The sequence below is a fragment of the Paenibacillus sp. FSL R5-0887 genome (genome assembly GCF_038002305.1).
GTDB classification, from domain to species: Bacteria; Bacillota; Bacilli; order Paenibacillales; family Paenibacillaceae; genus Paenibacillus_AQ; species Paenibacillus_AQ odorifer.
The window spans coordinates 2303208-2328412 of sequence record NZ_JBBOCE010000002.1 but is presented as its reverse complement, the minus strand read 5'-3'; the positions used below and the strand labels follow the sequence as shown (position 1 = coordinate 2328412).

Sequence of the window (25205 nt, the reverse complement as noted above, 5' to 3'; positions counted from 1 at the left end):
CAGAGGGTTCTTTAAGGTCATATCAGATCTTAAGGGACCTTCTATTTATTTACGCCAACATTACATAAAATTTGAGAATGAATGAACCATTCTACGTTACAATAGATAGAACATAATTCACAAAGCTAAAGGAGAGAACTTCATGCCGGAGGAAACCGGAATCCATGAGTTACTGACGCTCAAAACGATTGCGGAGACTTTAAACAGTTCCAATGAGCTCAGACCCATGCTCGACACAGTCATGGGCAAGCTACTTGAGTTAACCGGAAACACTGCAGGCTGGATCTTCCTGAGCGAAGAATACATGGAATATGAGTGTGCCGCTGATCGAGGCCTGCCACCTGCACTACAGCGCGACAATAAACAACCAATGCAGTGCGGAAGCTGCTGGTGCCTAAGCCGCCTATGGGACGGTCGGCTCGAGCATGCCGTTAACATCCTAAGCTGCAAGCGGCTGAGTAACGCCAGGCAGTATAACTGGGGCGACACGCTGGGCATCACCCACCACGCCACCGTCCCGCTGCATTCAGGTGAGCGTTACTTGGGACTTATGAATGTGGCCGCACCAGGCAAAGCACATTACGCCGACAGCGAGCTGGCTTTGCTGCAATCCGTGGCTTTGCAAATTGGCAGTGCTATAGAACGGATGCAGTTATATAGCACCGAGCAGCGCCGCGCGAATCTGTACGCCAAATTAGGCGAATTCAGCGCAGCTTTAAATCTAACCGCCAACCAATGTATCTCGCCCAGTATTCTGATCGAGAAAAGCGCCGCCCTGATTGGCGACTATTTCGATTGGCCCTTTGCAGCGATTATCGGGCAGCATGAGGGACAATTCGAAGTCCATGCTGCCTATGCGGCTAATATAATGCCGGAAATAGCTCCCTTCGAGCTCTCGGATTCTTTTAAAGTACGTCTAGGAGATATCGCGAAAGGACAACGCTTTGCGACATTAACCCCTGATGAAGAGCAGGAAATTACGAAGTCCTGCTGTTCTGAACAACCTGTCGCGGAGCATGTTGTGATGCTCGCTGTGCCCTTTCGGCAGATTGCCGCACAAGGTGCAGGAATTCTACTGATCACCTCACCTAAAGCACTAGCCTCCGCAACTGCGGATGGAGAGGTGCTTGAGGCTGTCGCTGAGCATATTTCCGCTACATTGGAAAGTGCTCAGCTTGGAGAGAAACGCCGCGAAATTGCGCGTCTTGATGAGCGGAATCGTCTGGCCCGTGACCTGCACGACTCCGTGAACCAGATCCTCTTCTCCCTCTCAATGACCGCCAAAGGCGTGGAAAGTATGCTGAAGCAGGAGCATATCTCCCATCCTGCTACTGAGGCTGTCCGCGATATTCAAGCTTTATCCCAGTCAGCACTCAAAGAAATGCGTGTATTAATTATGCAGCTTCGGCCTGCCGGACTGGAAGCCGGTTTATTGACTGCGCTGCAGGCTCATGGCCAGCAGCTAGGGCTGCTGATACAGACGCAACGGAGCGGTGTTCACGAACTTCCCCGCAACGTGGAGGAAGGGCTGTGGCGCATTGGCCAAGAAGCACTCAATAATGTACGTAAGCATTCCGGAACCTCTAAAGCGGAGGTATCTCTACATCTGAATGCAGCCGAGGTGGTACTGAGCGTTGCCGACCAAGGTAAAGGCGGGGCCAAACGGCGTTCTAACACAGACACTAATGAATCTCTTGGTCTGCATATTATGAAGGAAAGAGCAGAGGCCCTCTTCGGTCGTATTCATATCCACAGTGTGGAAAATCAGGGCACAACGGTTGAGGCAACCATACCTCTGCCCATCCAATCTACATAAAGTCGGGTGATCATAAATGACGATAAACTTATTATTAGTAGACGACCATGCAATGGTACGCCGTGGGCTGCAAGTATTTCTCTCCACACAACCCGATATCAAGGTTATCGGGGAGGCCTCCAACGGCCGCGAGGCACTGGAAAGAACAGCCGAATTGAACCCGGATGTCATATTAATGGATTTGCATATGCCCATTATGGACGGCATTGAGACCGCTCAAGCGCTGAGGATCTCCCACCCGCAGGTCAAGGTCATTGTATTGACCTCCTTTTCGGATCAGGATCATGTACTCCCGGCTATCCGCGTAGGAATCAAAGGCTATTTGCTTAAAGATATAGAACCAGAAGCGCTGGTAGTTGCGATCCGTAAGGTACATAACGGGCAAGTGGAGCTACATTCCGAGGCTGCCAGCCAACTGATGAATCTAATGGCGACTTCTACACTAGAGCAAATGGAACTTAATACTTCCGATCCGAACGGGCCAAACACAACACCTGCTGCAATCACCGGATTAGAGCTTCTTACCCCACGCGAGCAAGAAGTATTAGACCTGATTGCGCTCGGTATGAGCAACAAAGAGATTGCCAGCAAGCTGGTCATCACCGAAAAAACCGTTAAGACCCATGTCAGCCACGTTCTCGGAAAGCTAAACTTAGCGGATCGGACTCAGGCTGCCATTTTCGCATTGAAAGGCGGCTATAACGCCTAGAATCAAAACTCCTCTACAACTTTAGTCTTAGATGCTCAGCACAATGGCTGAGCGTTTTTATTATATATGTTCATTCCATGTGCTGATGTTAACAGAGGCCGATTCAACTATCATTGGTTTATAGCAACTGACCTCACATAGGAGTGGATACAGATGAAAGTGATGATCCTGACAGGCAGTAATCGAAAAGAAGCAACCAGCACGAAGCTGGCAGAACATGCCGCCCATTTCATTAGTCAGCAAGGAGAAAAGGTTAACGTGTTTGATCTCTACAAACGCCCACTTCCCTTTTATTCACCAGACGAGGCTTACACAGAGCATGAACATTTAAACGAGCTTAAACAAGAGATGTTAGCAGCGGATGCAGTAATCTTGGTTACTCCGGAATATCACGGCTCGGTAAGTGGCGTATTAAAAAATGCGATTGATCATCTAGGCCAGGCGCATTTCAATGGTAAAGTTGTGTTATCCGCCAGTTCAGCCGGGGGAGCGGTAGGGATAAGCTCATTACTTCAATTGCAAGCCATCGTACGCAACCTGCACGGCATCAATACACCAGACTGGATCTCCATCGGTGGACTGCAACGCAAGCGGTTCGAGGTCGGGTACGACGGATACGAGGGTGGGCAAGAAATCGAAGATCGCATCCACCTAGTATTAGAAGCATTCCTGAACTTAGCCCGCAAAATCGGCAGACCGGCAGGTGCTATCCAATGATCAAAGGACTATATGAAGCACATTTACCAGTAAGCAATCTTGAAGTATCCATCGAATTTTATGAGAAATTAGGTCTGAAAATGGCTTGGCGGGATGAAGAAACTGTATTCTTCTGGATCGAGGAAGGTCGGAGCTGGATTGGTCTTTGGGAAGGCCAGGAGGTTCAAACCCCATACCATCCGTCCTTGCGGCATATTGCCTTCCGTATCACTTACGAGGATTTGAAGCAATCACTGCAATGGCTGGAATCGATTGGTGTAGAGGCTGTTCCGTTCCGCAACCGGACTTCTGTTGAGCCTTTTATCCGGGCTTATCAAGGAAATGCTTCTGTCTACTTCAACGACCCTGACGGCAACAGCTTGGAATTTATGTGCCACGTAGAGGTTCCTGAACATCTGAAGAATATCTCAGAGAACATAACCTTAACGGAATGGGAGAAATTACTGCACAGTAAATAAAATACTCAAACAAAAAAACAGCTGCTCCCGTCCAAGGGTCCAGCTGTTTGAGTATATTAGCTTCTTCGATTACTTAATCGAAATGCCCTTCTTCATGGCCTTCATGTCTGCATTCGTATTCACAAGCGTTGGCAGTATCTTCATACTTCTAGTCATGGGAGAGTTGCATTGCCAGCAGGTAGGTACATATTGAAAGGCGAAATTATCGCGCATCCAACCTGTGCAACCTTCCTTGGTACAGGACCAAATAGCTGTGTCTTCTTGCGGAAGTTCCTCCAGTGCTTTTTTACGAAAATACATAAGTACCCCTCCTTGGATCGAATCGAGACGATATCGCTACCCTATTAGGGGCAGATTCATACTATGAAAATAAAAAAAGCTGCCCTCAACTTGTGTTAAGGGCAGCCTGATTTTTAAACTACAGTTTTACAACGTTTTCGGCTTGTGGTCCACGAGCGCCTTGAGTTACGTTGAACTCAACGCGTTGGCCTTCGTCCAAAGATTTAAATCCGTCGCCTGTGATTGCGGAGAAGTGTACGAATACGTCGCTTCCACCTTCAACCTCGATAAAACCGAATCCTTTGTCTGCGTTAAACCATTTCACTGTACCTGTTTGCATGATATTACCTCCAATATTTTATTTAACACATGTCCTTTTATTCCTACGTAGTGTACGAACAAATAAAAATTCACACATTGGAAAAGGACTCATACGCACAAATGATAACCTTTTACAATATGTGAATTAAGGGTTAAATTTATGATTGATTTCATTGTACCACACTAAATCACTAAAAGCAATGCGTATGCCTATTTAATTTTCACTCCGGCTCTTATTGCCTATAAACAGCAGCAGCCGAGCCGGACGAACACCCATGTTAGTCGATATAACCTGCCAATCCTTTATCCATCAAGTAATCCATTTCTGCATCAAGAATGGTCTCTACTGTGATTTCATCCAGCTTCACATCACGTTGGGCAGTGACATAGTCGACCAGATCATCGCTGTCGATGTCTACCTCACCCTTGGCGTTCGCCTTGGCCTTATTGATAAAGGTCTGTTCATGCTTCAATACTAAGCGGATGATTTGCGGATCCACTTTGGTTTTGGCAGATAATACATTTACTAGCTCCTGCTCATTTACTTTGTCACTCATTTTTTAAATTTCATCTCCTTACAATTATTACACAATCATTGTAGCATATTTCGCGCTTTAACGCGTCATTACGCGAAGTATACCGCGGTTTATTCACACTTTTCTTATCATCCCAGCGTCTATAACGTTCCACTTGAAGTAAGTTATTTAATAAAAACAGTTGTGAGGAACATTGACTTGTGCCAAAATATAAAAAAAGTGTTGGACCAAATGAATACTAGAAAAGGCGGTTGAATTCATGAGCTCTGTATCTACCCAGCAATTAGACACAAACAGCAACAAGGCACATCGTTATATCGAAGACGTATACGCACAGGTTGTTGCGCGTAATCCTTTTGAGCCCGAATTTCATCAGGCCGTAAAGGAAATCCTTGAATCTTTGCTTCCAATCCTCGCTGCTGAACCTAAGTATCAGGAAAATGCCATTCTGGAAAGATTGGTTGAGCCAGAACGTTTGATTATGTTCCGTGTTCCTTGGACAGACGATCAAGGTAAGGTCAGAGTTAACCGTGGATATCGTGTACAGTTCAGCAGTGCAATTGGACCTTACAAAGGTGGACTTCGTTTTCACCCATCCGTTAATGCTAGTATTATCAAATTCCTTGGTTTCGAGCAAATCTTCAAAAATGCTCTTACCGGCCAACACATCGGCGGAGGTAAAGGCGGCTCCGACTTTGATCCTAAAGGTAAATCCGAAGGCGAAATCATGCGTTTTGCACAAAGCTTCATGACTGAATTGCAAAATTACATCGGTCCTGACCAAGACGTTCCTGCAGGAGATATCGGTGTAGGTGGTCGTGAGATCGGCTACATGTACGGACAATACAAGCGGATCCGCGGAGGATATCCGGCTGGCGTATTGACTGGTAAAGGTATTGGTTACGGCGGAAGTCAGGCTCGGACAGAGGCTACTGGTTACGGTACAGTTTATTTCGTAAACGAGATGCTGAAAGCAAAAGGCCTTTCTTTTGAAGGAAGCCGCGTTGTTGTTTCCGGTTCTGGTAACGTAGCGATCTATGCGATCGAAAAAGCTGTACAGCTAGGCGCTAAAGTCGTAGCTTGTAGTGATTCCGCCGGATATATCTATGACGAAAATGGGATTAACCTCGAAACTGTCCGCCGCCTGAAAGAAGTCGAAAGAAAACGGATTAGTGAATATGTGAATGAACATCCTAACGCTGTGTATACTGAAGATTCCACGCAAATTTGGACCATTCCTTGTGATATCGCCCTTCCGAGTGCTACTCAGAATGAGATTGATGAAGCCATGGCATTGAAACTGATTGAGAATGGTGTAAAAGCAGTAGGCGAAGGTGCCAATATGCCGTCCACCCTTGAAGCTATTCATCAGTTCCAACAAGCTGGCGTACTATTCGCACCTGCTAAAGCTGCTAATGCTGGCGGCGTAGCTGTCTCTGCGCTTGAAATGGCACAAAACAGCATGCGGTTGTCCTGGAGCTTTGAAGAAGTAGATACGAAGCTGCATGAAATCATGGTTTCCATCTACGAACAATCTGTAAATGCATCCGAGCAATATGGACAGTCCGGCAACCTTGTTGCAGGAGCGAACATCGCTGGATTCAAAAAAGTGGCCGACGCTATGCTGGCTGAAGGTGTAATCTAAATAAATTACCGGCGCTCTAGTCACGAACGCCCGACATACAAAAGTCCCCGTAACCGGTCAGCAAGAATCCGGTTACGGGGACTTTTTGTGTGTCTAAACGTTCCATCCGGGGATCTTCCGCAAATCCCCGTCCCAAATCGATTGAGTACTCTCCACAGTCGTATCGTGGGGTGAAGAAGCCGTACGAATGTAACAGGAATCTATTCCTATCGTTAGCGCCCCTGCAATATCGGTACGGGGATCATTCCCGATCATGATGGCCGAACGCAAATTCGCTCCATAATGTTCAACTAAATAACGATAAAATAGCGGATCCGGCTTACTCACTCCTGCTTCGGAGGAAATGGCAATGCCATCGAATAAAGGAAGAATACCCAGCATCATTAATTCTGCTTCTATAAAGGTTTTCTGGCCATTGGAGAGCAAAAACACCTTTTTGCCACGTTCTCTTAATGTTTGCAGAATTTCAACCACACCCTCATAAAGTGAGATATGGATCATCGATAATGTCCGCAGCCATCTAACCGTTTCATGTAACCACGCTTGATCCGGTTGCCCACCCAATTGACGGGCCACAGAACGAAACACATCCTCCATTACGAAATCTGGATACTGACAATTCCGTGCGGCTTCGGCGAGCTGTAAATCCCTCTCCCGCAGAAATTGTGCCTGTAGCTCACTTCCTGTTATGGACATCCCCTGATATCCGAAATGGAGCGATAATCGATCCCATACCTCCTGCTTCTCCTCATCTGTCTGAATATCGATTAATGTGCCATACAGGTCGAAAATATAAGTCTCGTACATCCACCGTCTTCCTTCCTATTATTCTCTCTGTGTCTTAGTACCATTGCCATTGTCGGTGGTTGTCTGGCCCTCCTCCATCCGGTTTGACACCTTTTGATAGAGATAGGAGATGCCGAGCAAGCAGATGCCAAAGCTGGCATAGGCTATGATTTTGCTGCCAGTATTCAGCAGACCCAAATCATAGAGCAGCAGCTTGCCCGTGGCCAGCAGCGTTAATCCAAGGCCGAAGCGCCGGATGTACACATACCTTTTGCGGAAGCCATACATGATAAATAGAACGGCTAACAGTAGATAAATGAGACTAAAAATTAACCCTGCATCACTCAGTTGCAATTGCACTCCTAGGAAAGCGGTGATAATGCCGAGTAGATAAATCGCCATGAAAACAGGATAGATCTCCATACTCTTAAACTGGCGATTCAGCGCTGCAATCAGCAGATCACGTCCGCTAAACCAAACAAAGATATTAAAGATAATCAGTACGGCCAGTGCGATATAATCAGCTGCTGTATTTTGCGCGAGATTATTTTGCAGACTTGGCAGCCCTACTGTAATCACTATACAAATGACGTAGCCAATCCCAAACAGAAGTCTCACAAAATATTTAACAATCGTGTCATACAGCACCTTAACCTTTGGCAGCACGTAAGCCAGAACCAAGGTCCATACCGCGGACAGCAGCAAGTTATAGAAGGTTCTATGCGCAAAATCCTCCGGTACAACCAGATGATACAATCTTCCCGATTCATACAAGCCGTAAATCCAGAAATTTAATAACGCCGCATATTTGAACCACAACGCTAAGGTGATTTCATAAGGTTCGCTGCGCTGAAGAGCATCCTTACGGTTATGCTGAACAGCATACAACACCGCGACAATCAGCATGCCTGCTGTGATAAAGACATATTTTAGCGGGAAGTAGACATCTCTAAAATTCGTCCATTGATAGTCTGCGACCCACTGCGTCGGTACATTTAGACAGAAGAATACTACAAGGCAGAGCATCATAATGCCCCAGCCCGCCCTTTCCATCCCCTTAAAGCGGTTCAGATTGCCATACAGCGTAAGAACGACGCCCTCAATCAGCCAACCGATGGACCACCAAGCCGCTCCAAATTGAAATGGAATCATCAATATGCCGAAGGTCAGTGAAGTGGCATAGAACAGCAGCATGCTTTCTTTTTCCTGTGGCATCAGCTTCTCAAGCCCTCGACCCAGACCGAGATACAGCAGGCAGAAAAGCAACGCCAGTGCACCATTGTAATCCTTCAGTCCTGCATCCATAAATAAAATATACAAGGTGAGACAGCTAATAAACGTATTACATCCTAAGAGAGAGAAATCCCACCAGGACAGCTTGGAACGATATTTGAACGGGTACCACAAGGTAATTCCCAGATACATCGCAAAAGTCAAAACAGCATAACACATATTAATTCCGTTGCTATCCGACAAAGCTATTAATATGAGCATGGAGGGTGTATTAAATAAGTAGCTGATATAATTGACAACGTTCCAGCGTTTGCGGAAAGAAATCAATAAGATGAATAAATTCAATAGAAACAAGTAACCCATAGCCACATAAACCGCGTTGCCCGAAAGGCCAAACGCCCCCAGATAAGAGTATAAGGGCAGATATCCTCCGATTAAGCCCAGCGCACAAATACTCCGTGATTCATACCTTAAAGACAGGAGTACCGCAGTTAAAGTAACGAGTACAGACAAGGATAACCCTACATATATACTAATAATATCAAGCAGAAAATAGCTATAAAAAATAGAGCCATACAGCACCGAAATCCCGCCGCCAAGCAGCCCTAAAGCGAAGGTGCCTTTTCCTTTGCGGTATAACCACTCCCCGCCTCCCAGCATCAATAATCCCAGTAGAAAAAAAGCGCTTCCCTTCATATAACCTGTGAACCAGTTGGAATAGGTATACCGGAAGCCTGCCCCCACCGCCAAAATCAACAGTAGAATACCCAGCTTGTTAATCCAGCTTAGTCCAATCTTCATTTCGATCTGATTTTGTTTTCTTCGGCGCTTAAGCACCTCTTCACTGATCTCTTCCGAAGCAAAATCATGTAATCCATTATCCATGCCCGAGTTGAGGCGAAGTTCCGCTTCCCTCAGCCTCTGCCGCTGTGCCAGCACATGCTCATTTAATTCTGCCGCCAACGCCCCGAGTCGACTGGATATCTCTGCTTGTTCCTCACCCAGCTGCCTGGAGGCTGTGTGGTACAGCTGCTGAATATGGCGTTTCGTCTCCACTTCAAAAGCCGTCAGCCGATCCGTATGAGCGTGGCTTCTAGAGGCAAAATAAGTTTGCAGCTTCTGCCTCGACACTTTAAGAATGCCCAGCTTTTCATCTAAAATTTGTTCCGTTAGCGCAACTCTTAGCTCAGTATTCTCTTCTTGAAGCTTACCTACCTGAATCTTTAGCTCGACCAAAGCGAGCTTATGCTTCTCATATTGCTTCTTCAAGTATTCATTCTCGTTGACCAGATCGTGACTTTCATATTCCGCGATCAGAGCCTCATATTCCTTAATCAGCCCGTCCTGCTGTACCTTCATGAATCTCAGTCGATCTTTGAATGACTCCATAGCGCCTCCTTATGTGAGCGATTGTTAATACTTACATATTACTACATATAGCTGGGGGGTCTTATGCTTTTTTTATATTTGCAGTGAATGAAGATTACAATCGGGATGCAAAAAAACTGCAACATTTTGGAGGGGTGTCCCGTCAGAATAATAACAACACTAACAAAAGATTTTAAAAGGAGCTCACAACCATGAACAACATTTTAAAAACAAGTACAGTTCTTTTAACTTTGTCCCTAGCACTTTCTACAGGAGCAGCTTATGCTGCACCCACCACAACTTCTGCTAAAAATGAGGCTAAACAAACCTCCGCTAGCGTTAATCAAAAGACGTTTGCGATTGAAATCAACGGATCGACTATTAAAGAAACAGGCTTCCAAAGCACAAGCGGTAAAGAGCCGATGGTACCACTACGTTCAATTACTGAAGCCCTTGGATTTGAATTAACCTGGAATGCACAGAATAAATCCGTTGAACTTATCAATGGCGCTGTATTCACTACAGTGAAAGCTGGAGAAGATCGTTATAGTATCAACAAAATGAATACAACACTTGGAACTGCACCACAATTGGTTGACTCCACTTTGTATGTCCCAGCTTCCTTTTTAAGCGAAGTAATTCATCAAAACATGACTGTGAAGGGAGATTCCATTGTGATCAACACAAATGCCGCCGAGCAGCACATGACTAAGACTGGTGTGATTACAGCAGTCTATGATGGTGGTAAATACCAATCCGTTCAAATCCAAGGTGTAGGTACGGATGGAATCGTATTAAATGTAGGGGAAGATACGGCTATTGAGATGGCTGACGGCACTAAAATTGCACTCAAAGATCTCCATATCGGGATGACAGTAAAAGCAGAACACTCCATGGTCATGACTATGAGTCTTCCGCCACAAACACCAACTTACAAAATCACCGTTCTGGATAAGCAAAAACAAGATGATCTTCTAGGTACTGCTGGTACTATTGAAGAAGTTCAAAAAGACGATAAGGGAAATATCAGTATCACCGTTAAAGGTAGTGGCCTGAGCGAATTGTCACAAAAAGAAGTAGTACTGCGCATTAGCGAAGACACAGTGCTCATTAACAAAGACGGCGAAGCTGTTAAAAGCAGCGAGCTTGTTAAAGGCACAAAAGTTATCGGATTCTACAGCCCAGTGCTGACCAGAAGCCTGCCACCCATCGGCACAGCTGTCAAAGTTGTAGTAGATTCTGCACAACAATAAGAGAGAGACTGGAATCTTATTAAAAAGATTCCAAAGAGACATTAAAACAGCGATCCTTCCGTTATGGGAGGATCGCTGTTTTGCGTTATAGACTATAGGTTGGCTGACTCGCTTCAGCCGATTTGTGAGGTAAACGAAAGCCGGCTGAACGCTTGGTCACACTTTTACTTGCCTTGCTGCAGAGTTTGGGATGATCATAATCGCGAGCCTTACGGACCCAGCTGACTTTATTTGCGAATTTTCTGCCTTCAGAGCAGCGTTTCGGACTCCAGCGCCACTATTCATTAAAAAGAGGGGCATATTCGATGTTTTTTATGCCAATAGCGTCAGTGGGGTCCGTTAGAATTACAAATGTGGTAAAAAGCTGCGTTAACGGTCAGCTGTGTCCGATAGCAGAGCAGATTATAGTTACTTCGTTCGCGCAACTTCACTCGAGTTATCCGAAGTTGGAGGTCTAGCTCATGAATCGCTAGCCAGTATCAATTGCATCAACGCTAATAAACGTTCCAGGTTAATCGGCTTGCTAAGATAATCTGTTGCCCCAGCCTGTAGGATTTTAGCCTTATCTTCCTTCATCGCTTTTGCAGTCAGTGCAATGATGGGAATATCCTTCTTTGCGGGCATTTGTCTGATCCGATTGATTGCCTCATACCCGTTCATCACTGGCATCATAATATCCATAAGAACGATATCTATAGAAGCCGCTTGCTCCAGTTCATACAGGCCGCTCTCTCCGTTAGTAGCTGTAGTTACATGCAGCCCGCGCTTTCTTAGGGTATTTGATAAAGCGAACAAATTCCGTTCATCATCATCCACGATAAGTACATGCTTTTGATTCAAAGAAGTGAAGTCAGTACGTGTATCCTCAGCCGTTGTAGCGGCAAGTACCACTCCACTCCCGATCTCTTGAATAACAGTCGCTTGATCAGCCACTTCCTCAAGGCTTGGAGCCTCAAGCTGCAAAGGCAAATACACTGTAAAGACACTGCCCACACCCTCTTGGCTCTCCAGCGTAATTCTACCACCAAGTAATGTTGCCAGCTCTCTGGATATGGATAAACCAAGCCCAGTTCCCCCATATTGACGTTCTGTATTTCCATTCGCCTGTTGAAATGCTTCGAAGATAATTGACTGTTTGTCTTCTGAAATCCCAATTCCAGTATCTTTGATGGCGAAGGCAATAAATTCCCCTGTATACGAACCTGCCAAATCCAGCAACTCGTCCTTAGTTGCTAAACGGATTTCCAGAGTGACTGCGCCTTCCGCTGTAAACTTAAACGCATTGGACAGCAAATTTATAATAATTTGCCGTACTCTTTGAGCATCCGAATAGAACAGGGGGGGTAAGTCCTCTCCGAGCTGTATTTGCAAAGGAATCTCTTTTTTGCGGGAAAGCTGACTGAAGTTCTGAGTCATCGCCTCCGGAATCTCCGATATATTTATCGCTTCAATTTCAATATTCAGCTTCCCCGCCTCAACCTTGGACAAATCCAGAATGTCATTAATCAACGCCAACAGATCTTGTCCCGAAGAATGAATAGCTTTTGAGAATTCAATATCCTCTTCACTTAAGGCTCCCGACTGGTTCTCCATAAGAAATTCCGAGAGCAGCAAAATGCCGTTCAGCGGAGTTCGCAGTTCATGAGACATATTAGCCAGAAACTCAGATTTATATTGTGAGCTTTGCTGCAATAACTCTGTGTATTCACTAAGCTCCATTTGAGCTCTTTCCGCCTCCAATGACTTTTGCTCCGCCAGCAGATTCTTATCCTCCAGCTTTCTATTTGTTGCATGCAGTGACTCCGTTTGGATCTGCAGCTCCTCAGACTGAGTCTGTAGTTCCTCGGTATATACCTGTAGTTCTTCGTTTAGACGCTGAGATTGTGCCAGAAGTTGGTCAATCTTCATACTGTTAATCGTGCTGTTAATTGCAGAGCCAAAGGCATTCGAAATAGACCCTAGGAACTTAACCTGCAATTCCGTAAGTGGAGCAAAGGCGGCGATTTCCACCACAGCAACTACCTCACCCGAAAAAGAAATCGGCATTAACAGAAGCGCCTTCGGCGCAGAAACACCCAGCCCAGACTGTATGCTAATATAATCCTCCGGCAGATCCTGTATTTGCATCAAACGCGCCTCTTTAGCACATTGTCCAACTAGACCTTCTCCGGTCTGGAATGCCCGCTGATCTGGAATGTTACTGCTTCCGCCAAAAATAGAGACTCTCTTAAAGAAATCCCGATCATGATCCTGTGTTCGAACATATAAGGATCCATATGGATAATTGATCACTTCTGCGGTTTTGCCAAGAAAAATATCGCCCAGTTGCGAGATATGTGTGATGCCCTGATACCTCGCCAACAGTTCGTTTGCGTTAGCCTGAATCCATATCCGTTCTTGTTGCGTGTCTATCAGATGATTCGTAGCTACGCTCAGATCCCTGATCTCATCATTCGTGGTGATCTCTATCCTTGTCTTCATATCTTCGTCAGATTTCAATTCTGCAATCGTATGGGTAACTTTACGAACCGTACTAACGATGGAGCGTGAATTGATCCACGAAGCGACCATCGCGGTAACCGCTATAATTGCCCAAGCAATATAAAGAAGCTCTAGCAATAATTTATTCTTGTCTGCTTGTCTAGCTATCAGACTGTTGGTGTTCTCTTTCATCGTCTCGCGGTAAGTGCTGATCTGATTACGAATCCGATCCATTTGATCTTTGCCATCGTCGGAATTAAAGTATCTTAGGAGCTCAACGTCCTGTCCCTCTTTTTTCAACTGGATCACATAATTTCCGGACTGTTCGATCCATTGCTTAATTTTACTTTCAATACCCAACAGACGCTGTAGCTGTAAAGAATCATTAGCAGTCAGCACGTAGAGCTTATCATAATTAGCCTCCCATTCAGCCTTACCCAAATTGTAGGGCTCCAGATACTTGTTATCGCCGGTGATGACATATCCGCGTTGTCCGGTTTCCATATCCAAAATATTCTTCTCAATTAGATTAGCTAAATTAGTAATCTCTCGATCCTGATGAGAGATGAAGCTGGTTTCCCGCTGTAGAGCATTGATTCTTCCATGCATGACAAAAACGAATCCTAATAGACAGATCACGATTAAAACTGTAATTGACAGTATTTTATACTGCAAAGTGAATCGGCGTTTGTTCACAACTAGCCTCCGTCCTGTCTTCTAACTATAAACCCCTTTCTATTCTACATCATTGTAAAAGATTACTTGAATAAGGCTTCATTAATTCTTCTATGTAAATTTTGACTGCTGCTAATTTAAACAATTTCCGCAGGGTTGAAACACTTGTTTTTCCCGGAATAAAAAAAACCCCACAAGTGCCTTTCACCTTGAAGGGTTACCTAAATATCTAACTTAGCAAATACAAGTTTTCTTCTTCACACCAAGCTTCCCAGCTTGTTCAATCTTAGCAATATAATCAACAGCCATAGGAACTTTACAAGCGGTTTGTCCCATGTTCACCTGGACCTTACCTATACCTGCTGCGATCTTTGCTGCCTCCTCATGCAGTTCTGTGATACTGCTGCCCACCATAATTAAGAAAGTATTCATCGTATAACGGACACGATTCCGCTCCCGATGAATAGTAGCGCCTACTTGTTGTAACAACTCCCTAATTTCAGCGATGTCCAGCTTATCATCCGGTGTAATTGAAATGTAATTGGCATAAGTGCTCCAGCCGCAAATGGCTATTAGTTCATCCGAGGAACGAATCCACTCTCTCGCAAGTTCCAATCCATATGGACTCTCTGCGGCGAGAGGGGATACTATATATTCCACTACCGCATGCCAACTGGCCGCCGAAGCCCAGCTTTGAAGCTCTTCCTTCGTCATACTCTTAGGATTGACCGTTAGTCCAGCCAAATACATTGCATCGTAATTGCCTGTCTGATACAAAGCCCTTGCCAGACTCTGATCTTTTTTCACATCCTTAACCAGCTTCTTCATATCCCCTACCTTTACTCCAAATAAAGGTTCCACTGCGCCATGTCGTAAGAAAGTACGTTTCGTCTGCTCTGTACCCATCTCCTCAAGCTTGCTCATCACTTCATCAACAGTCAGATTCATTAGGCCACTCCCTTATCTTCGATGTTCTTATCCCTTTACCGCTTCTCTTATGATCGGTTCACGACCTAACGTAACTCTGTTCTTCCCTGTATTCTTAGAGTGATATAACGCTTCATCCGCTTCCCGATATAAATCTTCGAAAGTCACCTCTCTACGCTCCGTAAAAGAGATTCCGATACTTGCGGTAAGATGAATGCTATCCTGTTCATTCAAGATTATCGTGTAATCACTCATCATTGTACGAAAATCCTCTGCTTCTTTTAAGGCTGCACGTTTATCTTCAGCGAAAAAGCATACAGCAAATTCCTCGCCACCTACTCTTCCAGCAATACCTTTATTCTGGTATACCTGAAGTATTTTATTCGAGAAATCAACTAACGCCTGATCGCCCGCTAAATGACCATAAGTATCATTAATTAATTTAAAATCATCGATGTCAAATAACAGCAGAGCCAACCCTAACCCATCCGGGATCGTTTGATTCTGAACCCTTTGCATGAAATGCCTGCGATTATAAAGCCCTGTCAGATCGTCAACCGTTGCCTGATAGACCAGTTCACGCTCATATCGCTTTTTCTCACTATGATCACTAAACACAATAAGCATACCCTTATTCTCTGTTGTCGCATGTTCCGTAGCAATTAAAGAAACCCCATAACAGAGCTCCCCTGCGCCAGAACAAACTACCTCAAACTGTCCTTCCGTCCTCTGACTGTAATGAGCTGCAATGTCTTTGTGAGACTTCGTAAAAAGATCAATGTTTTTTCCCATCCAATTATCGTTCGCTATTCCGGTAATGTCGTATAAAATAGCAGTCGCCGCATCGTTTATGCCAATGATATTATCATAACGGTCAGTCAGAACTACGCCGTCTTTCATGTGCTCTAGAATTTTGTTTTTGGTTAGAGGGAAGATGGTTAATTTGGAGCTAACAAAAAGTGCAAAATAAGCCGCTATAATCGCAGGCAAATAAGTAAACGCCGTAAAACCTGTAATGGTAATCTTCAAGAGGGGGAGTAAAAAGACGGAAATAACCGGAACCAGCAAACCCGCCAACAGCAGGACATTAGTCCGCAAATAAACTCTCGGGGTATTTAGTAGGGAAACTGCAAGCAAGCAGACTGCATATAGCCCAAAAAGCTGATCATACGCAATAAAAGCCATACTAAGGAGCGTAGGCTTTACAGCAATTCCACTAACACCCGCAACCGTCAGGACGGACACTTCACTGCGCATCAGATGATGATAGCTATCCGTAAAAATAAGAAGTACATCCATAACAATAGGGATAGAGAAGATGGCAAGCTTCACGGGCAGGCGCCCTGTGGAAGGAGATACGTATTCTTTTACCACAGCATAAGTAAAGAGCGCACTAAAAAAAAGCGGAGCCTGCTGTACATTCTTCCACCACAGCTTAGACTGAAAAGAGGGTGACATAATCTCTCCCGCCGTTGCAACAAATATAAGGCTGACTAACAGCATTAAGATCCACAAATAGCGTCTCCCTGCTAACTTACGGTGCCGATAGGAGCTGACGCCCATGTACAGACTTAGAACACTGCCCATTAATAAGTAATACGGATATCCCTGAATCCATGGCATGCCATATTTCTCCTATTTTTCAAGTCGCTCCTATCATTATAGCCTAATCCTTGGTACAAATGAATCAACAATAACAGCACATCTTATGCTTTAAATTTCACCCGATTGGAGAACATATATTTTCTGGCTAAATCCTTAAATGTTATTTTATCTTGTGCCGATTCAAAGAAACGTTTAGGGATAATCAGCGCTCTCTGTGTGGACACAAAAAACACAAACAAGTTCGTAGTTTCACCTATCTTATGTATCTCTTCCCACTTCACTTGCCCAGTGCCCGCTTCGGAAAGATAAGATATGCCTTCATCTGAAATCGTATAATTTTGCGGTTGCTGAATTAGGTTATCTGTTTTGAACGCCTTTTTCGATTTTTTGATCAAGCTTGCCTTGGTCATATACCATAAGACAGCGGCAAGAATTATAGCAGTCACAGCCAGGATTGAGATGCTTTGAGTACTGTAATCCTTAGTAATTAATAACAAAATCATAAAGTAAGCGACTACGCTAAAAGAGTTGAGTATAATCCGGCTATTCAAGCTGAACCATAAGTTAAACTCCTGAACGTCTTCACTCTTTAGGACTGTATCTACTTTTATTACATTTTCCATCACTGATCGCTCCCTCGACGCCATGTATATTTTTAAATTCATCTCATTTTAACATGCCTGAACACAAAAAAGGGACATCCCCGAAGCGATTGCTTCTACATGGGTTGTCCCTCTTCAATCCGTAAGGATTCTTATTTCTTTTGTGCAAGACGTTGTTTGAACTTATCAACACGGCCGCCTTGTTCTGTATCTCTTTGTTTACCAGTGTAAAATGGGTGGGATGCGGAACTTGCGTCCACACGGAGCACTGGGTAAGTGTTGCCGTCTTCCCATTCCATAGTTTCATTGGATGATTTAGTAGATGCACTCAAGAATTTGAAGCCTACGCTTGCATCCAAGAAAATCACTTGGTTGTACTTAGGATGTATGCCTTCTCTCATTCTGATCGTCCTCCTTCTGAATAAATTCGTGGAGCCTTTATGGTAAATTATCCAAATGATCTGTAGGTTTATATATAGAATAACCTAATAAACGTAGGAAAATTCGTAAATCTTACGATTTAGACCACCGCTCCATCATACGCTTATTTAGAGCACAAAGCAACTAATATTCAAATTACTAATTTTTCCATAACCTTTCAAAGCCTACCCATAACGCCGGAGGTTAGAGCGATTTCACCATTCCTCCATCGACTAAAAGAGATTGTCCCGTAACATAAGTATTCGCAAAAGAGCCTAGAAAAACAGCAGCCTTGCCGAATTCTTCGGGCGTGCCCAATCTTCCTAACGGGATTTGCAGCAGCGCTTCCTCTTGAATCTGCTCCATAGGGATCCCCTCTGCTTGCGCACGTTTGCCGTCTAGTTGAAGAATCCGGTCGGTTGCAATACGCCCTGGTGCGATCGTATTAATTAAAATGCGATCCGCAGCCAGCTCAGTAGCCAAGCTCTTGGTCAAGGCATACACGCCAGCGCGAAAAACATTGGAAAGAATTAACCCCTCAATAGGCTGCTTGATAGAAATCGAGCTTATATTAACGATTCGCCCTGCCCCAGAAGAGCGCAGATGCGGCAGTGATTCACGGATCAAACGAATGGTACTCATCAGTGTGAGCTCAAACCCCTGGTTCCAATCCGCGTCTTCCATATCAGCGAAACCTCCGCCATGAGGACCCCCCGCATTGGTCACTACAATATCAAGCCCACCGTTTAGGGCTACAGCCGTTTGAATAGCATGTACGATATCCTCTGGGACAGTCACATCCATCTGAACCATGTTCACCTGCTGTCCTGTGGCTGCCTGAATCTCTTTCTGTGCGTCTACAAGCTGCTCCATACTCCTGCTGGCGATCATTACCTTCGCTCCCTCACGGGCGTACTCCAGCGCAGTTGCGAGTCCTAATCCTTTACTTGCTGCGGCTACAAAAACTGATTTCCCACGAAGTCCCAAGTCCATCATTAATGCCTCCTTCTTAATTAAACTCCCAACAGCTAAGACTTAAATTACCATACTGATAACTTCGGTGCAGCAGCTTCGCTTCTTTCCCTTTATCGCCAGCTCCCATAGCTATTATCAGAGGGATAAAGTGCTCATTAGTCGGCACTGCATCAACGCCATAGGGAGCAAGCTCCTGATAGTTAAATAGCGACTCTGTATCCCAAGCTTCCACCTTGTGCTGCAGCCAGTCATCGAATGTCTCCGCCCATTTCTCGACGTTCTCCATTCCCCACTTCACGCTACGCAAATTATGGACGGTTCCACCGCTGCCAATAATCATAATATCCTGCTCACGCAGCTCAGATAAAGCCTTACCCATTAAATATTGCTGTTCATTGGACAGCTCTCGATTAACTGACAAAGACACGACAGGAATATCTGCATTCGGATAGATTAATTTAAGAATAGCCCAAGCTCCGTGATCTAGTCCACGCTCTGTATTAAATTTGCTGACAATCCCATTCTTGTGGAACAAAGACATAATTAGCTGTGCAACCTCATTGTCCCCTTTGGCAGGATAAGTCATTCGATACATCTCATCTGGGAAGCCATAGAAATCATAGATGGTGTCGAAAGCCTCCATAACTCCAACCGATTGTGTGTGTTCTTCGAAATGTGCAGAAAATACAACTATCGCTTTCGGTTTGACATTCCTCTCAGCGAGCTCCCCAAGAAATTTCGTATATGCATTGTTATCAAGTACCAGAGAAGGAGCACCATGGGCAATAAAGTAAGAAGGTATCATAGTTTATCACTCCCTAAGTTCTGCCGTAACCAAGCGATCAGGTCCTGCTGATTCTGCGGTAATACCCCATGATCCGAAGGATAAGTTTTAAAGGTTAATAATGGGGTTAGACCTTCGAAATAAGCGGCTGTTTCTGTCCCCACTGAAATTGGAAATACAGAATCATATTCACCATGCGAGATGAAGACCGATACCTCCTGCACACTCTTCAGCTCATAATCCGTCTTCACAAACCCCGGAACATAACCGTTCAGCGCTACAATTCCCCGAAGCAAATTCCCCATTGTAAGCGCGAGAGTCATGGACAAAATGGCTCCTTGACTGAAGCCAAGCAGATAACGGTGTTTAGCATCTATAGGGTATTTGTCGGTGGCGTATTCGATAAACTGCTGCAATTGCGATACAGCCTGATCAAACTGCTCGCGGATGGGATGACCTAGACTTTTGAGATCATAATATTGAAATCCTGCCCCTAAAATCATATTTCCCCGAATCCCGATAATAATAAACTCTTCAGACAAGGACTCAACAAGCCCGAACATATTCTTCTCATTGGAACCTTTGCCATGCAAGGTGAAGATAACCGGATAAACCCGATTCTCATCGTAACCGGAAGGTAGACTGACATCATATATATAAGGTGCCTTCATAACTAAACACTCCTTCAAAATATTTGTAATACAAAAATAATATTTGTAAAGATAATATTATAAACCTCTAGCTAGTATGTCAATTAATAATTTGTTAATATAAAAATATATTTGCTATTACTAATATCAAAAGGGGCTTTACTAATGAATATAGGTTCAAACATTCGTACAATCCGTAAAAGAAAACATATTACGATTGCCCAAATCTGTGAAACTACTGGCCTGTCACAAGGTTTTATGAGCCAGGTTGAGACTAATAAGACCTCTCCTTCGATTGCAACCCTTAGCCTGATTGCGGATGCGCTGAACGTTCCATTGGCTTATTTGCTGTTAAAAAAGGAAGAGCGGATGCAGGTGGTACGATCCAAGGAGCGGCAAATCACCAGTAGCGGAAGTGATAAACTGCAAGTTGAGCATTTAAGCTCGGCAGGTGGTGTACGAATGGTGCTTGTCCATTTCCCTCCGGGCACTTCTACGGGTGAAACTCCGCAGGCGCACGAAGGCAAAGAGGTCCATTTAGTAATAAAAGGTGAGGTTTATGCGGAGCAAGGTGAAGATTTCGGGATGTTCCAAGCGGGGGATTCCTTTAGCTGGAATGCCTGTGTGCCACATCTGGTCATAAATAAAGGCGATGAGCCGGCAAGCGTGCTCATCGCCATCCATACAGAGGCTGATAGTGAAACTGTTGATTTTTAAGCTGGTCTACACGTCGTACTCCAGCTGTTTTTTGGCCTGAACAATGAAATCCAGCGGATTCTCAATCGTGCCGGCTTGGTATTCGACCGCCCCAATCTTAAGACCCAGGCTGACCTTATATTTTCTGGAGAAATTATTGTCATTCAACTCCTGAAGCTTGAGCTTAATCCGCTCGATCACAATCTTCGCCCCATCGCTGTCCGTGAACAGCAGCAGGCCCCATGTTGCTTCATCCTTATCTAGCAGATAGAGTGCATCATTGGTACGAATACTCGCCTGACTAAGCTGAGACACGTCATAGATAGCTTCTGCCAGCTGATCTTCAGGAATGATCCGTCTGATCTCTTTCCAATACTTCACCTTCACCACTAGCAGGGTGAGCGGAATCTGATAGCGGGTCGAAATGCTTGTAAATAATGTAGCATCCGTCTGAAAAGAAATACTGTTCCGCAAATTTGTGTTTTCATCTACGATAGCCATATTGGCAGTCTTTTTGCGTAGCTGCTCATTCTCCACCTGCAAATCACGGCTGCTTAAAGTGAATACCCATAGAACGACCGTTAATAGCGGAGTCATAATTAGCCAGAAATAAGTATTCAGGCTAATCGTTTCCCCCAGCGTTATCGTCTGGTACATCGTGTAGAATCCGTAAGCAAAGATAAACACCAGATTCAAGACCAGACCCGCAGTGACCGTCGTAAAATACGTAACAATGGCCAGAATAAAAGCCACCGTTAAAATGATAATATTCTGGAGGTAATCATCCGGTGCACCCGCAATAAAGACGATACAGAGGAACGATAACACCAGGAATGATAAGAGAGCGATGTCCGACACTAAGCTGCGATTACGTCTCACGCTTATCACCACGTTTCTTCATGTGTTTGCGAAGCAGCAGGATCAGCGATAGAACCACCAGCGTCAGCACCAGTAAAATCACGATGATAAAACTGAGTACATCCGACCGTTCCATTATTTTCTGGGCCACAGAGTCCTCGGCTGCTCCAGTGATTGTTTTGAAGCGGTGTGCGCTGACATTACCGTCTTTATCAACGATTGCACCATCGCCAAACACCTTCCACTTGTCCCGTTCTGTAGCGAGCAGTTTAGATCCTAAGTAATACTCTTCCGAGCTGACCCCTGTAACCGCGAGCAATGCACGTCCCGCCTCAAATGGCGAATCAATCAGCTGCAGTGTTCCGATTCGTGCGCCGTATTGCTCTTCAATACTCATTTTCTCATTGGAGCGAATTGTGGTTCCATCTCCGTTATATTGAAAATAAAGCTTAGTATTCTGATCACGGATCACCTTATTATTCTTATAAGCACCAATAGCGATGATATTATTATTTTTCAAATGATCGGCGCTGACAGAATCGGTATAGAACTGGATATTCCCTATATTTCCGCTGGCATATTTACCAAGCAGATTAAAGATATTCGATACACTTAAATAGGCGTAATCATCCATTTGTTCGGGCAGTACAACCGCCACATGATTATAGATCCCATCGCGAATGAACGGATATGGATAGTTATTAAATAAGAGATCCGTGCGATCCTTCGTATTCAGCTGCATTACAGAATCTTTACTGATATAAGCCCACGGCATTTGGTCCCGATCGATAATACATCTGGCTCCTTCGATCTCCAAATCAAAAGCCACTGTCACCGAGAAATTTCCGGAGATATTCAAGTTCTGAGGCACCGAGAGATTAAGAATATCGCCATTCGCCAGTTCCTTGGTCAGCTTCTTACTGCCAATCGGAGTATTGTTGATGCTCACGGTAACCAATGAACGAGTAAAATCCAAATTCTGTGCATAACGGAAATCCAGGCTGATTTTACCGGAATCAGCAATCGAGCGGTTCGCTGGCAATGAAATAAAATACGTCTGCTCCTGATGATGTGCCCCGGTCAGTTTATCACCTGTCTCAGTGAACGTGATGTTAGAGCTAATCGAAAGCGCAGGTGCTGATACTTCTGTAGCATCCGTTACTGTTTTCAGATCACTAGTGATCTGCCCGATCAGCTCTGGATTAGCAATCAAACGACCCGCTTTAATCAGCAAGTTCTCATCCTTCGAGGTTACAACCAAGGTGGGCTGGGTATCCTTATTCACTAGCTGGAGCAGCGCGTGCGTACCCAAATCTTCAGTGGAGCTTAGCTGAGCTTTCAGCCCGCTTGGTACTCTGTCATACATAGCTACCAGTACAACTGCGGCCTTATTCTGCACAGTGTCTGCCCGGTAGGGAAGCAAGGGAATAGTCTTATCATTTAACGTAATCCCCTTAACAAGCCCGGAGAGAGCATAAGTGGCTGCTTCCATTTCTGCCGCTGTGCTTTTGTCCGGTACAGTCAGAATACTCTGATTCTTCGTTAAGGTATCTATCCCGGCGAATCGCTCGCTGAAGTCACTGATCCCTCCACTCAAGGGCTTTGCGGTATAAATCAGGTTAATACTGGACGTATTGAACAGATGCAGCCAATTATCCGACGTTTCATCGACCGAACAAAAGAGGTCATCTTGACGATCTGTCTTTAAATAGCCCTGAATGCCCAGCGTATTCGTCCCTTTTTTCAGAAACCCCTTGGGCGCCACAAGGGTCAACAGCTGTTCGCCGTTGTCTTGTAGTGACGGACGAAACGTATAGAACGGGCTGCCGTTTAGCGTTAAGGTAACACTAGAAATCTGCTCTTCGGTAATTTGTGAAATTTGAAAATGCAGTTTGATCTTTACTTGATCCACATTCCAATAATCCAGAACCTCAAAATATTGCTGCTGGGCACTCGAACCTGTTAAGGACGAGTCCGTTCCCGTAAATGAGGTTGTGTAAGTGGACTTATGATCCTGCGGCAACGTCTCTGCGGCAGCAGGATGGATTGGAATTAACAAAAGGGAGAGGCAGGTTAACAGTATAACCAGCTGTTTTTTTATCTTCATGTTCTGTTTCTCCTGTGATTACATTTTTCTCATATGACTTTTTGGTGCCTCGTTAGTAGCGCTCCGTCTTATACCATTTGGCTTCTCTTTTGAAGATGAGGTCTTTCAGATATAGATATAATCCGTTAGCCGCGACAACCATCCACAGCTGGCAATAAGACACATACATCAACATTACAATCCCTAGATTGGACAAGCTCATCTCGCCCTTTTCTGTCGTTAGCGTGATGAAGGTCCCCACAACGAAAAGAATAATAGCGAGCAGCCATAAGAAATTACTAAGACCTGCAATAGTAGTATGCACATAACCCAAAGCATGCAGGATCAGCAGCACATCCGAGGTGATTAACGACAGCAGCAGTAAGAAGTAAATGGATAGAAAATAAAGAATATCGAACCGCACCTTTGCGGCCGATTTATTGAACAGCAGCGGAATATTTTTGACAATGACATAAATATTGCCCTTCGCCCAGCGGGTTCGCTGCTTGAACCAGACCTTCAGGGTCTGTGGTTCCTGCTCCCACGTGACGGATTTCGGCTGGAACTTGATTTGGTAACCCATCATATAAATCCGGAAGCTGATTTCTGTATCCTCGGCTATCGCTTTAACATCCCAACCACCGATGCTTTCCACAATTGACCTGCGCATAATGAAATTGGTTCCCGGAATAGTGCAAAGCTTGAACAGCTTCCAGCGTCCCGCTTGAGCCATCCATTGAAAGGATAAGGTCTCAATATTAATGAACCGGGTCAGTAAACTTGCATCACGATTACGGGTCCGGAACTTCCCAATCACCGCACCGAGACTGGAATCATGCATGATCTCAGCAACCAGATAACGCAAAGCTGTTTTCTCCGGAGTATTGTCGGCATCATAAATGGCGATTAGCTCCCCTTTACAGCTGGTAAAGCCTATATTCAAGGCATTGGATTTGCCTTTGCCTCCTGTAACTGCATCCGTATTAATGACTACCAGCTGACGTCCCGGATTTCGGGATTGTATGCCCGCAAGCAGCTCGGCACTGTTATCAGAGGAGTTATCATTAATCACAATAATCTCATACCGATCTTGCGGATAATCCAGCGCCAGCAGAGATTCAACCGTCTTACAAATCACTACCCCCTCATTGTGAGCGGGAACCATAATTGAAACAAAAGGATATTCGCCCTCTATCTCTGGTATATCCTCATTTTCGGATTTAATGTAATATAGATAGCCCGCGATAATGAGGGTCACATTCACCAGCAGCAGAGACCAAATACAGATCACCGCAATCACCATCAGCACGTCTGAAATCGTCATA

Annotated in this window: 23 protein-coding genes; 7 read left to right on the top strand and 16 right to left on the bottom strand. The window is 44.7% G+C overall.

Annotated elements, in window-relative coordinates:
* Positions 1-142 precede the first annotated feature (142 nt).
* The 4 genes from MKY14_RS28165 (at position 143) to MKY14_RS28150 (ending at position 3700) form a co-directional block, all read left to right on the top strand.
* The gene (locus tag MKY14_RS28165; RefSeq protein WP_340011577.1) at positions 143-1816 is read left to right on the top strand and encodes a GAF domain-containing sensor histidine kinase; all 1674 of its coding nucleotides are present in this window, start codon (positions 143-145) and stop codon (positions 1814-1816) included.
* 16 nt (positions 1817-1832) lie between these two features.
* On the top strand, positions 1833-2525 hold the full coding sequence (locus MKY14_RS28160; protein ID WP_076124072.1) for a response regulator: 693 nt from the start codon (positions 1833-1835) through the stop codon (positions 2523-2525).
* Between the two features lie 153 nt (positions 2526-2678).
* Positions 2679-3242: an NADPH-dependent FMN reductase gene (locus MKY14_RS28155; RefSeq protein ID WP_339188880.1), complete on the top strand. Its 564-nt coding sequence runs from the start codon at positions 2679-2681 to the stop codon at positions 3240-3242.
* Positions 3239-3700, top strand: a complete 462-nt coding sequence (locus MKY14_RS28150) for a VOC family protein (RefSeq protein ID WP_340977852.1) — start codon at positions 3239-3241, stop codon at positions 3698-3700. The genes MKY14_RS28155 and MKY14_RS28150 overlap by 4 nt, the downstream gene beginning before the upstream one ends.
* A 69-nt stretch (positions 3701-3769) precedes the next feature.
* On the opposite strand, the gene MKY14_RS28145 is transcribed toward MKY14_RS28150, so the two are convergent.
* The 3 genes from MKY14_RS28145 to MKY14_RS28135 all read right to left on the bottom strand — a co-directional run bounded on the left by MKY14_RS28145 (position 3770) and on the right by MKY14_RS28135 (position 4857).
* Positions 3770-4000, bottom strand: a complete 231-nt coding sequence (locus tag MKY14_RS28145) for a cold-shock protein (RefSeq protein ID WP_036682139.1) — start codon at positions 3998-4000, stop codon at positions 3770-3772.
* A gap of 118 nt (positions 4001-4118) precedes the next feature.
* Positions 4119-4319, bottom strand: a complete 201-nt coding sequence (locus MKY14_RS28140) for a cold-shock protein (RefSeq protein WP_019914790.1) — start codon at positions 4317-4319, stop codon at positions 4119-4121.
* Between the two features lie 259 nt (positions 4320-4578).
* Positions 4579-4857, bottom strand: a complete 279-nt coding sequence (locus tag MKY14_RS28135; RefSeq protein ID WP_038573758.1) for a hypothetical protein — start codon at positions 4855-4857, stop codon at positions 4579-4581.
* Positions 4858-5095: 238 nt separating this feature from the next.
* Here MKY14_RS28135 and gdhA point away from each other — a divergent pair, with 238 nt between their 5' ends.
* The gene (gene gdhA, locus MKY14_RS28130) at positions 5096-6481 is read left to right on the top strand and encodes an NADP-specific glutamate dehydrogenase (RefSeq protein WP_036682144.1); all 1386 of its coding nucleotides are present in this window, start codon (positions 5096-5098) and stop codon (positions 6479-6481) included.
* Positions 6482-6574: 93 nt separating this feature from the next.
* On the opposite strand, the gene MKY14_RS28125 is transcribed toward gdhA, so the two are convergent.
* Together MKY14_RS28125 and MKY14_RS28120 are read right to left on the bottom strand one after the other, a co-directional pair.
* Positions 6575-7288: an HAD family hydrolase gene (locus MKY14_RS28125; protein WP_340977851.1), complete on the bottom strand. Its 714-nt coding sequence runs from the start codon at positions 7286-7288 to the stop codon at positions 6575-6577.
* A gap of 18 nt (positions 7289-7306) precedes the next feature.
* On the bottom strand, positions 7307-9889 hold the full coding sequence (locus MKY14_RS28120; protein ID WP_340977850.1) for a DUF2339 domain-containing protein: 2583 nt from the start codon (positions 9887-9889) through the stop codon (positions 7307-7309).
* 191 nt (positions 9890-10080) lie between these two features.
* Here MKY14_RS28120 and MKY14_RS28115 point away from each other — a divergent pair, with 191 nt between their 5' ends.
* Positions 10081-11121 (top strand): copper amine oxidase N-terminal domain-containing protein, encoded by a 1041-nt coding sequence (locus MKY14_RS28115; protein WP_076181920.1) that lies wholly within the window; start codon positions 10081-10083, stop codon positions 11119-11121.
* Positions 11122-11580: 459 nt separating this feature from the next.
* On the opposite strand, the gene MKY14_RS28110 is transcribed toward MKY14_RS28115, so the two are convergent.
* The 8 genes from MKY14_RS28110 to MKY14_RS28075 all read right to left on the bottom strand — a co-directional run bounded on the left by MKY14_RS28110 (position 11581) and on the right by MKY14_RS28075 (position 20261).
* Entirely contained in the window at positions 11581-14298 is a 2718-nt protein-coding gene (locus MKY14_RS28110) for a CHASE3 domain-containing protein (RefSeq protein WP_340977842.1), read from the bottom strand.
* Positions 14299-14511: 213 nt separating this feature from the next.
* A complete protein-coding gene (locus tag MKY14_RS28105) occupies positions 14512-15219 on the bottom strand; it encodes a DNA alkylation repair protein (RefSeq protein WP_076182261.1) in 708 nt (235 codons plus the stop codon).
* A gap of 33 nt (positions 15220-15252) precedes the next feature.
* Entirely contained in the window at positions 15253-16827 is a 1575-nt protein-coding gene (locus MKY14_RS28100; RefSeq protein WP_076191661.1) for a histidine kinase N-terminal 7TM domain-containing diguanylate cyclase, read from the bottom strand.
* Between the two features lie 83 nt (positions 16828-16910).
* Positions 16911-17432, bottom strand: a complete 522-nt coding sequence (locus MKY14_RS28095; protein WP_076124082.1) for a YcxB family protein — start codon at positions 17430-17432, stop codon at positions 16911-16913.
* Between the two features lie 131 nt (positions 17433-17563).
* Positions 17564-17812, bottom strand: a complete 249-nt coding sequence (locus tag MKY14_RS28090) for a type B 50S ribosomal protein L31 (RefSeq protein WP_036682161.1) — start codon at positions 17810-17812, stop codon at positions 17564-17566.
* Positions 17813-18035: 223 nt separating this feature from the next.
* A complete protein-coding gene (locus MKY14_RS28085; protein ID WP_076181913.1) occupies positions 18036-18824 on the bottom strand; it encodes an SDR family oxidoreductase in 789 nt (262 codons plus the stop codon).
* A gap of 16 nt (positions 18825-18840) precedes the next feature.
* The gene (locus tag MKY14_RS28080; protein WP_076282165.1) at positions 18841-19611 is read right to left on the bottom strand and encodes a DODA-type extradiol aromatic ring-opening family dioxygenase; all 771 of its coding nucleotides are present in this window, start codon (positions 19609-19611) and stop codon (positions 18841-18843) included.
* Positions 19608-20261, bottom strand: a complete 654-nt coding sequence (locus MKY14_RS28075) for an alpha/beta hydrolase (RefSeq protein ID WP_340977838.1) — start codon at positions 20259-20261, stop codon at positions 19608-19610. The genes MKY14_RS28080 and MKY14_RS28075 overlap by 4 nt, the downstream gene beginning before the upstream one ends.
* Positions 20262-20405: 144 nt before the next feature.
* Here MKY14_RS28075 and MKY14_RS28070 point away from each other — a divergent pair, with 144 nt between their 5' ends.
* A complete protein-coding gene (locus tag MKY14_RS28070) occupies positions 20406-20957 on the top strand; it encodes a helix-turn-helix domain-containing protein (RefSeq protein WP_076191653.1) in 552 nt (183 codons plus the stop codon).
* A 6-nt stretch (positions 20958-20963) separates the two neighbouring features.
* Here the strand turns inward: MKY14_RS28070 and MKY14_RS28065 are convergent, their stop codons facing one another.
* The 3 genes from MKY14_RS28065 to MKY14_RS28055 are packed head-to-tail and all read right to left on the bottom strand — an operon-like array spanning position 20964 to position 25204.
* Positions 20964-21815: a diguanylate cyclase domain-containing protein gene (locus MKY14_RS28065; protein ID WP_036682174.1), complete on the bottom strand. Its 852-nt coding sequence runs from the start codon at positions 21813-21815 to the stop codon at positions 20964-20966.
* Entirely contained in the window at positions 21805-23901 is a 2097-nt protein-coding gene (locus MKY14_RS28060) for a cellulose biosynthesis cyclic di-GMP-binding regulatory protein BcsB (protein ID WP_340977837.1), read from the bottom strand. The genes MKY14_RS28065 and MKY14_RS28060 overlap by 11 nt, the downstream gene beginning before the upstream one ends.
* Before the next feature lie 52 nt (positions 23902-23953).
* Positions 23954-25204 (bottom strand): glycosyltransferase family 2 protein, encoded by a 1251-nt coding sequence (locus tag MKY14_RS28055; protein ID WP_036682179.1) that lies wholly within the window; start codon positions 25202-25204, stop codon positions 23954-23956.
* Between the last annotated feature and the right edge of the window lies 1 nt (position 25205).

What these genes read in the sequence shown, in the direction of transcription:
- MKY14_RS28165 (WP_340011577.1), top strand. Translation starts at nt 143, where the DNA reads ATGCCGGAGGAAACCGGAATCCATGAGTTACTGACGCTCAAAACGATT.
- MKY14_RS28160 (WP_076124072.1), top strand. Translation starts at nt 1,833, where the DNA reads ATGACGATAAACTTATTATTAGTAGACGACCATGCAATGGTACGCCGT.
- MKY14_RS28155 (WP_339188880.1), top strand. Translation starts at nt 2,679, where the DNA reads ATGAAAGTGATGATCCTGACAGGCAGTAATCGAAAAGAAGCAACCAGC.
- MKY14_RS28150 (WP_340977852.1), top strand. Translation starts at nt 3,239, where the DNA reads ATGATCAAAGGACTATATGAAGCACATTTACCAGTAAGCAATCTTGAA.
- MKY14_RS28145 (WP_036682139.1), bottom strand. Translation starts at nt 4,000, where the DNA reads ATGTATTTTCGTAAAAAAGCACTGGAGGAACTTCCGCAAGAAGACACA.
- MKY14_RS28140 (WP_019914790.1), bottom strand. Translation starts at nt 4,319, where the DNA reads ATGCAAACAGGTACAGTGAAATGGTTTAACGCAGACAAAGGATTCGGT.
- MKY14_RS28135 (WP_038573758.1), bottom strand. Translation starts at nt 4,857, where the DNA reads ATGAGTGACAAAGTAAATGAGCAGGAGCTAGTAAATGTATTATCTGCC.
- gdhA (WP_036682144.1), top strand. Translation starts at nt 5,096, where the DNA reads ATGAGCTCTGTATCTACCCAGCAATTAGACACAAACAGCAACAAGGCA.
- MKY14_RS28125 (WP_340977851.1), bottom strand. Translation starts at nt 7,288, where the DNA reads ATGTACGAGACTTATATTTTCGACCTGTATGGCACATTAATCGATATT.
- MKY14_RS28120 (WP_340977850.1), bottom strand. Translation starts at nt 9,889, where the DNA reads ATGGAGTCATTCAAAGATCGACTGAGATTCATGAAGGTACAGCAGGAC.
- MKY14_RS28115 (WP_076181920.1), top strand. Translation starts at nt 10,081, where the DNA reads ATGAACAACATTTTAAAAACAAGTACAGTTCTTTTAACTTTGTCCCTA.
- MKY14_RS28100 (WP_076191661.1), bottom strand. Translation starts at nt 16,827, where the DNA reads ATGCCATGGATTCAGGGATATCCGTATTACTTATTAATGGGCAGTGTT.
- MKY14_RS28095 (WP_076124082.1), bottom strand. Translation starts at nt 17,432, where the DNA reads ATGGAAAATGTAATAAAAGTAGATACAGTCCTAAAGAGTGAAGACGTT.
- MKY14_RS28090 (WP_036682161.1), bottom strand. Translation starts at nt 17,812, where the DNA reads ATGAGAGAAGGCATACATCCTAAGTACAACCAAGTGATTTTCTTGGAT.
- MKY14_RS28085 (WP_076181913.1), bottom strand. Translation starts at nt 18,824, where the DNA reads ATGGACTTGGGACTTCGTGGGAAATCAGTTTTTGTAGCCGCAGCAAGT.
- MKY14_RS28080 (WP_076282165.1), bottom strand. Translation starts at nt 19,611, where the DNA reads ATGATACCTTCTTACTTTATTGCCCATGGTGCTCCTTCTCTGGTACTT.
- MKY14_RS28075 (WP_340977838.1), bottom strand. Translation starts at nt 20,261, where the DNA reads ATGAAGGCACCTTATATATATGATGTCAGTCTACCTTCCGGTTACGAT.
- MKY14_RS28070 (WP_076191653.1), top strand. Translation starts at nt 20,406, where the DNA reads ATGAATATAGGTTCAAACATTCGTACAATCCGTAAAAGAAAACATATT.
- MKY14_RS28060 (WP_340977837.1), bottom strand. Translation starts at nt 23,901, where the DNA reads ATGAAGATAAAAAAACAGCTGGTTATACTGTTAACCTGCCTCTCCCTT.
- MKY14_RS28055 (WP_036682179.1), bottom strand. Translation starts at nt 25,204, where the DNA reads ATGACGATTTCAGACGTGCTGATGGTGATTGCGGTGATCTGTATTTGG.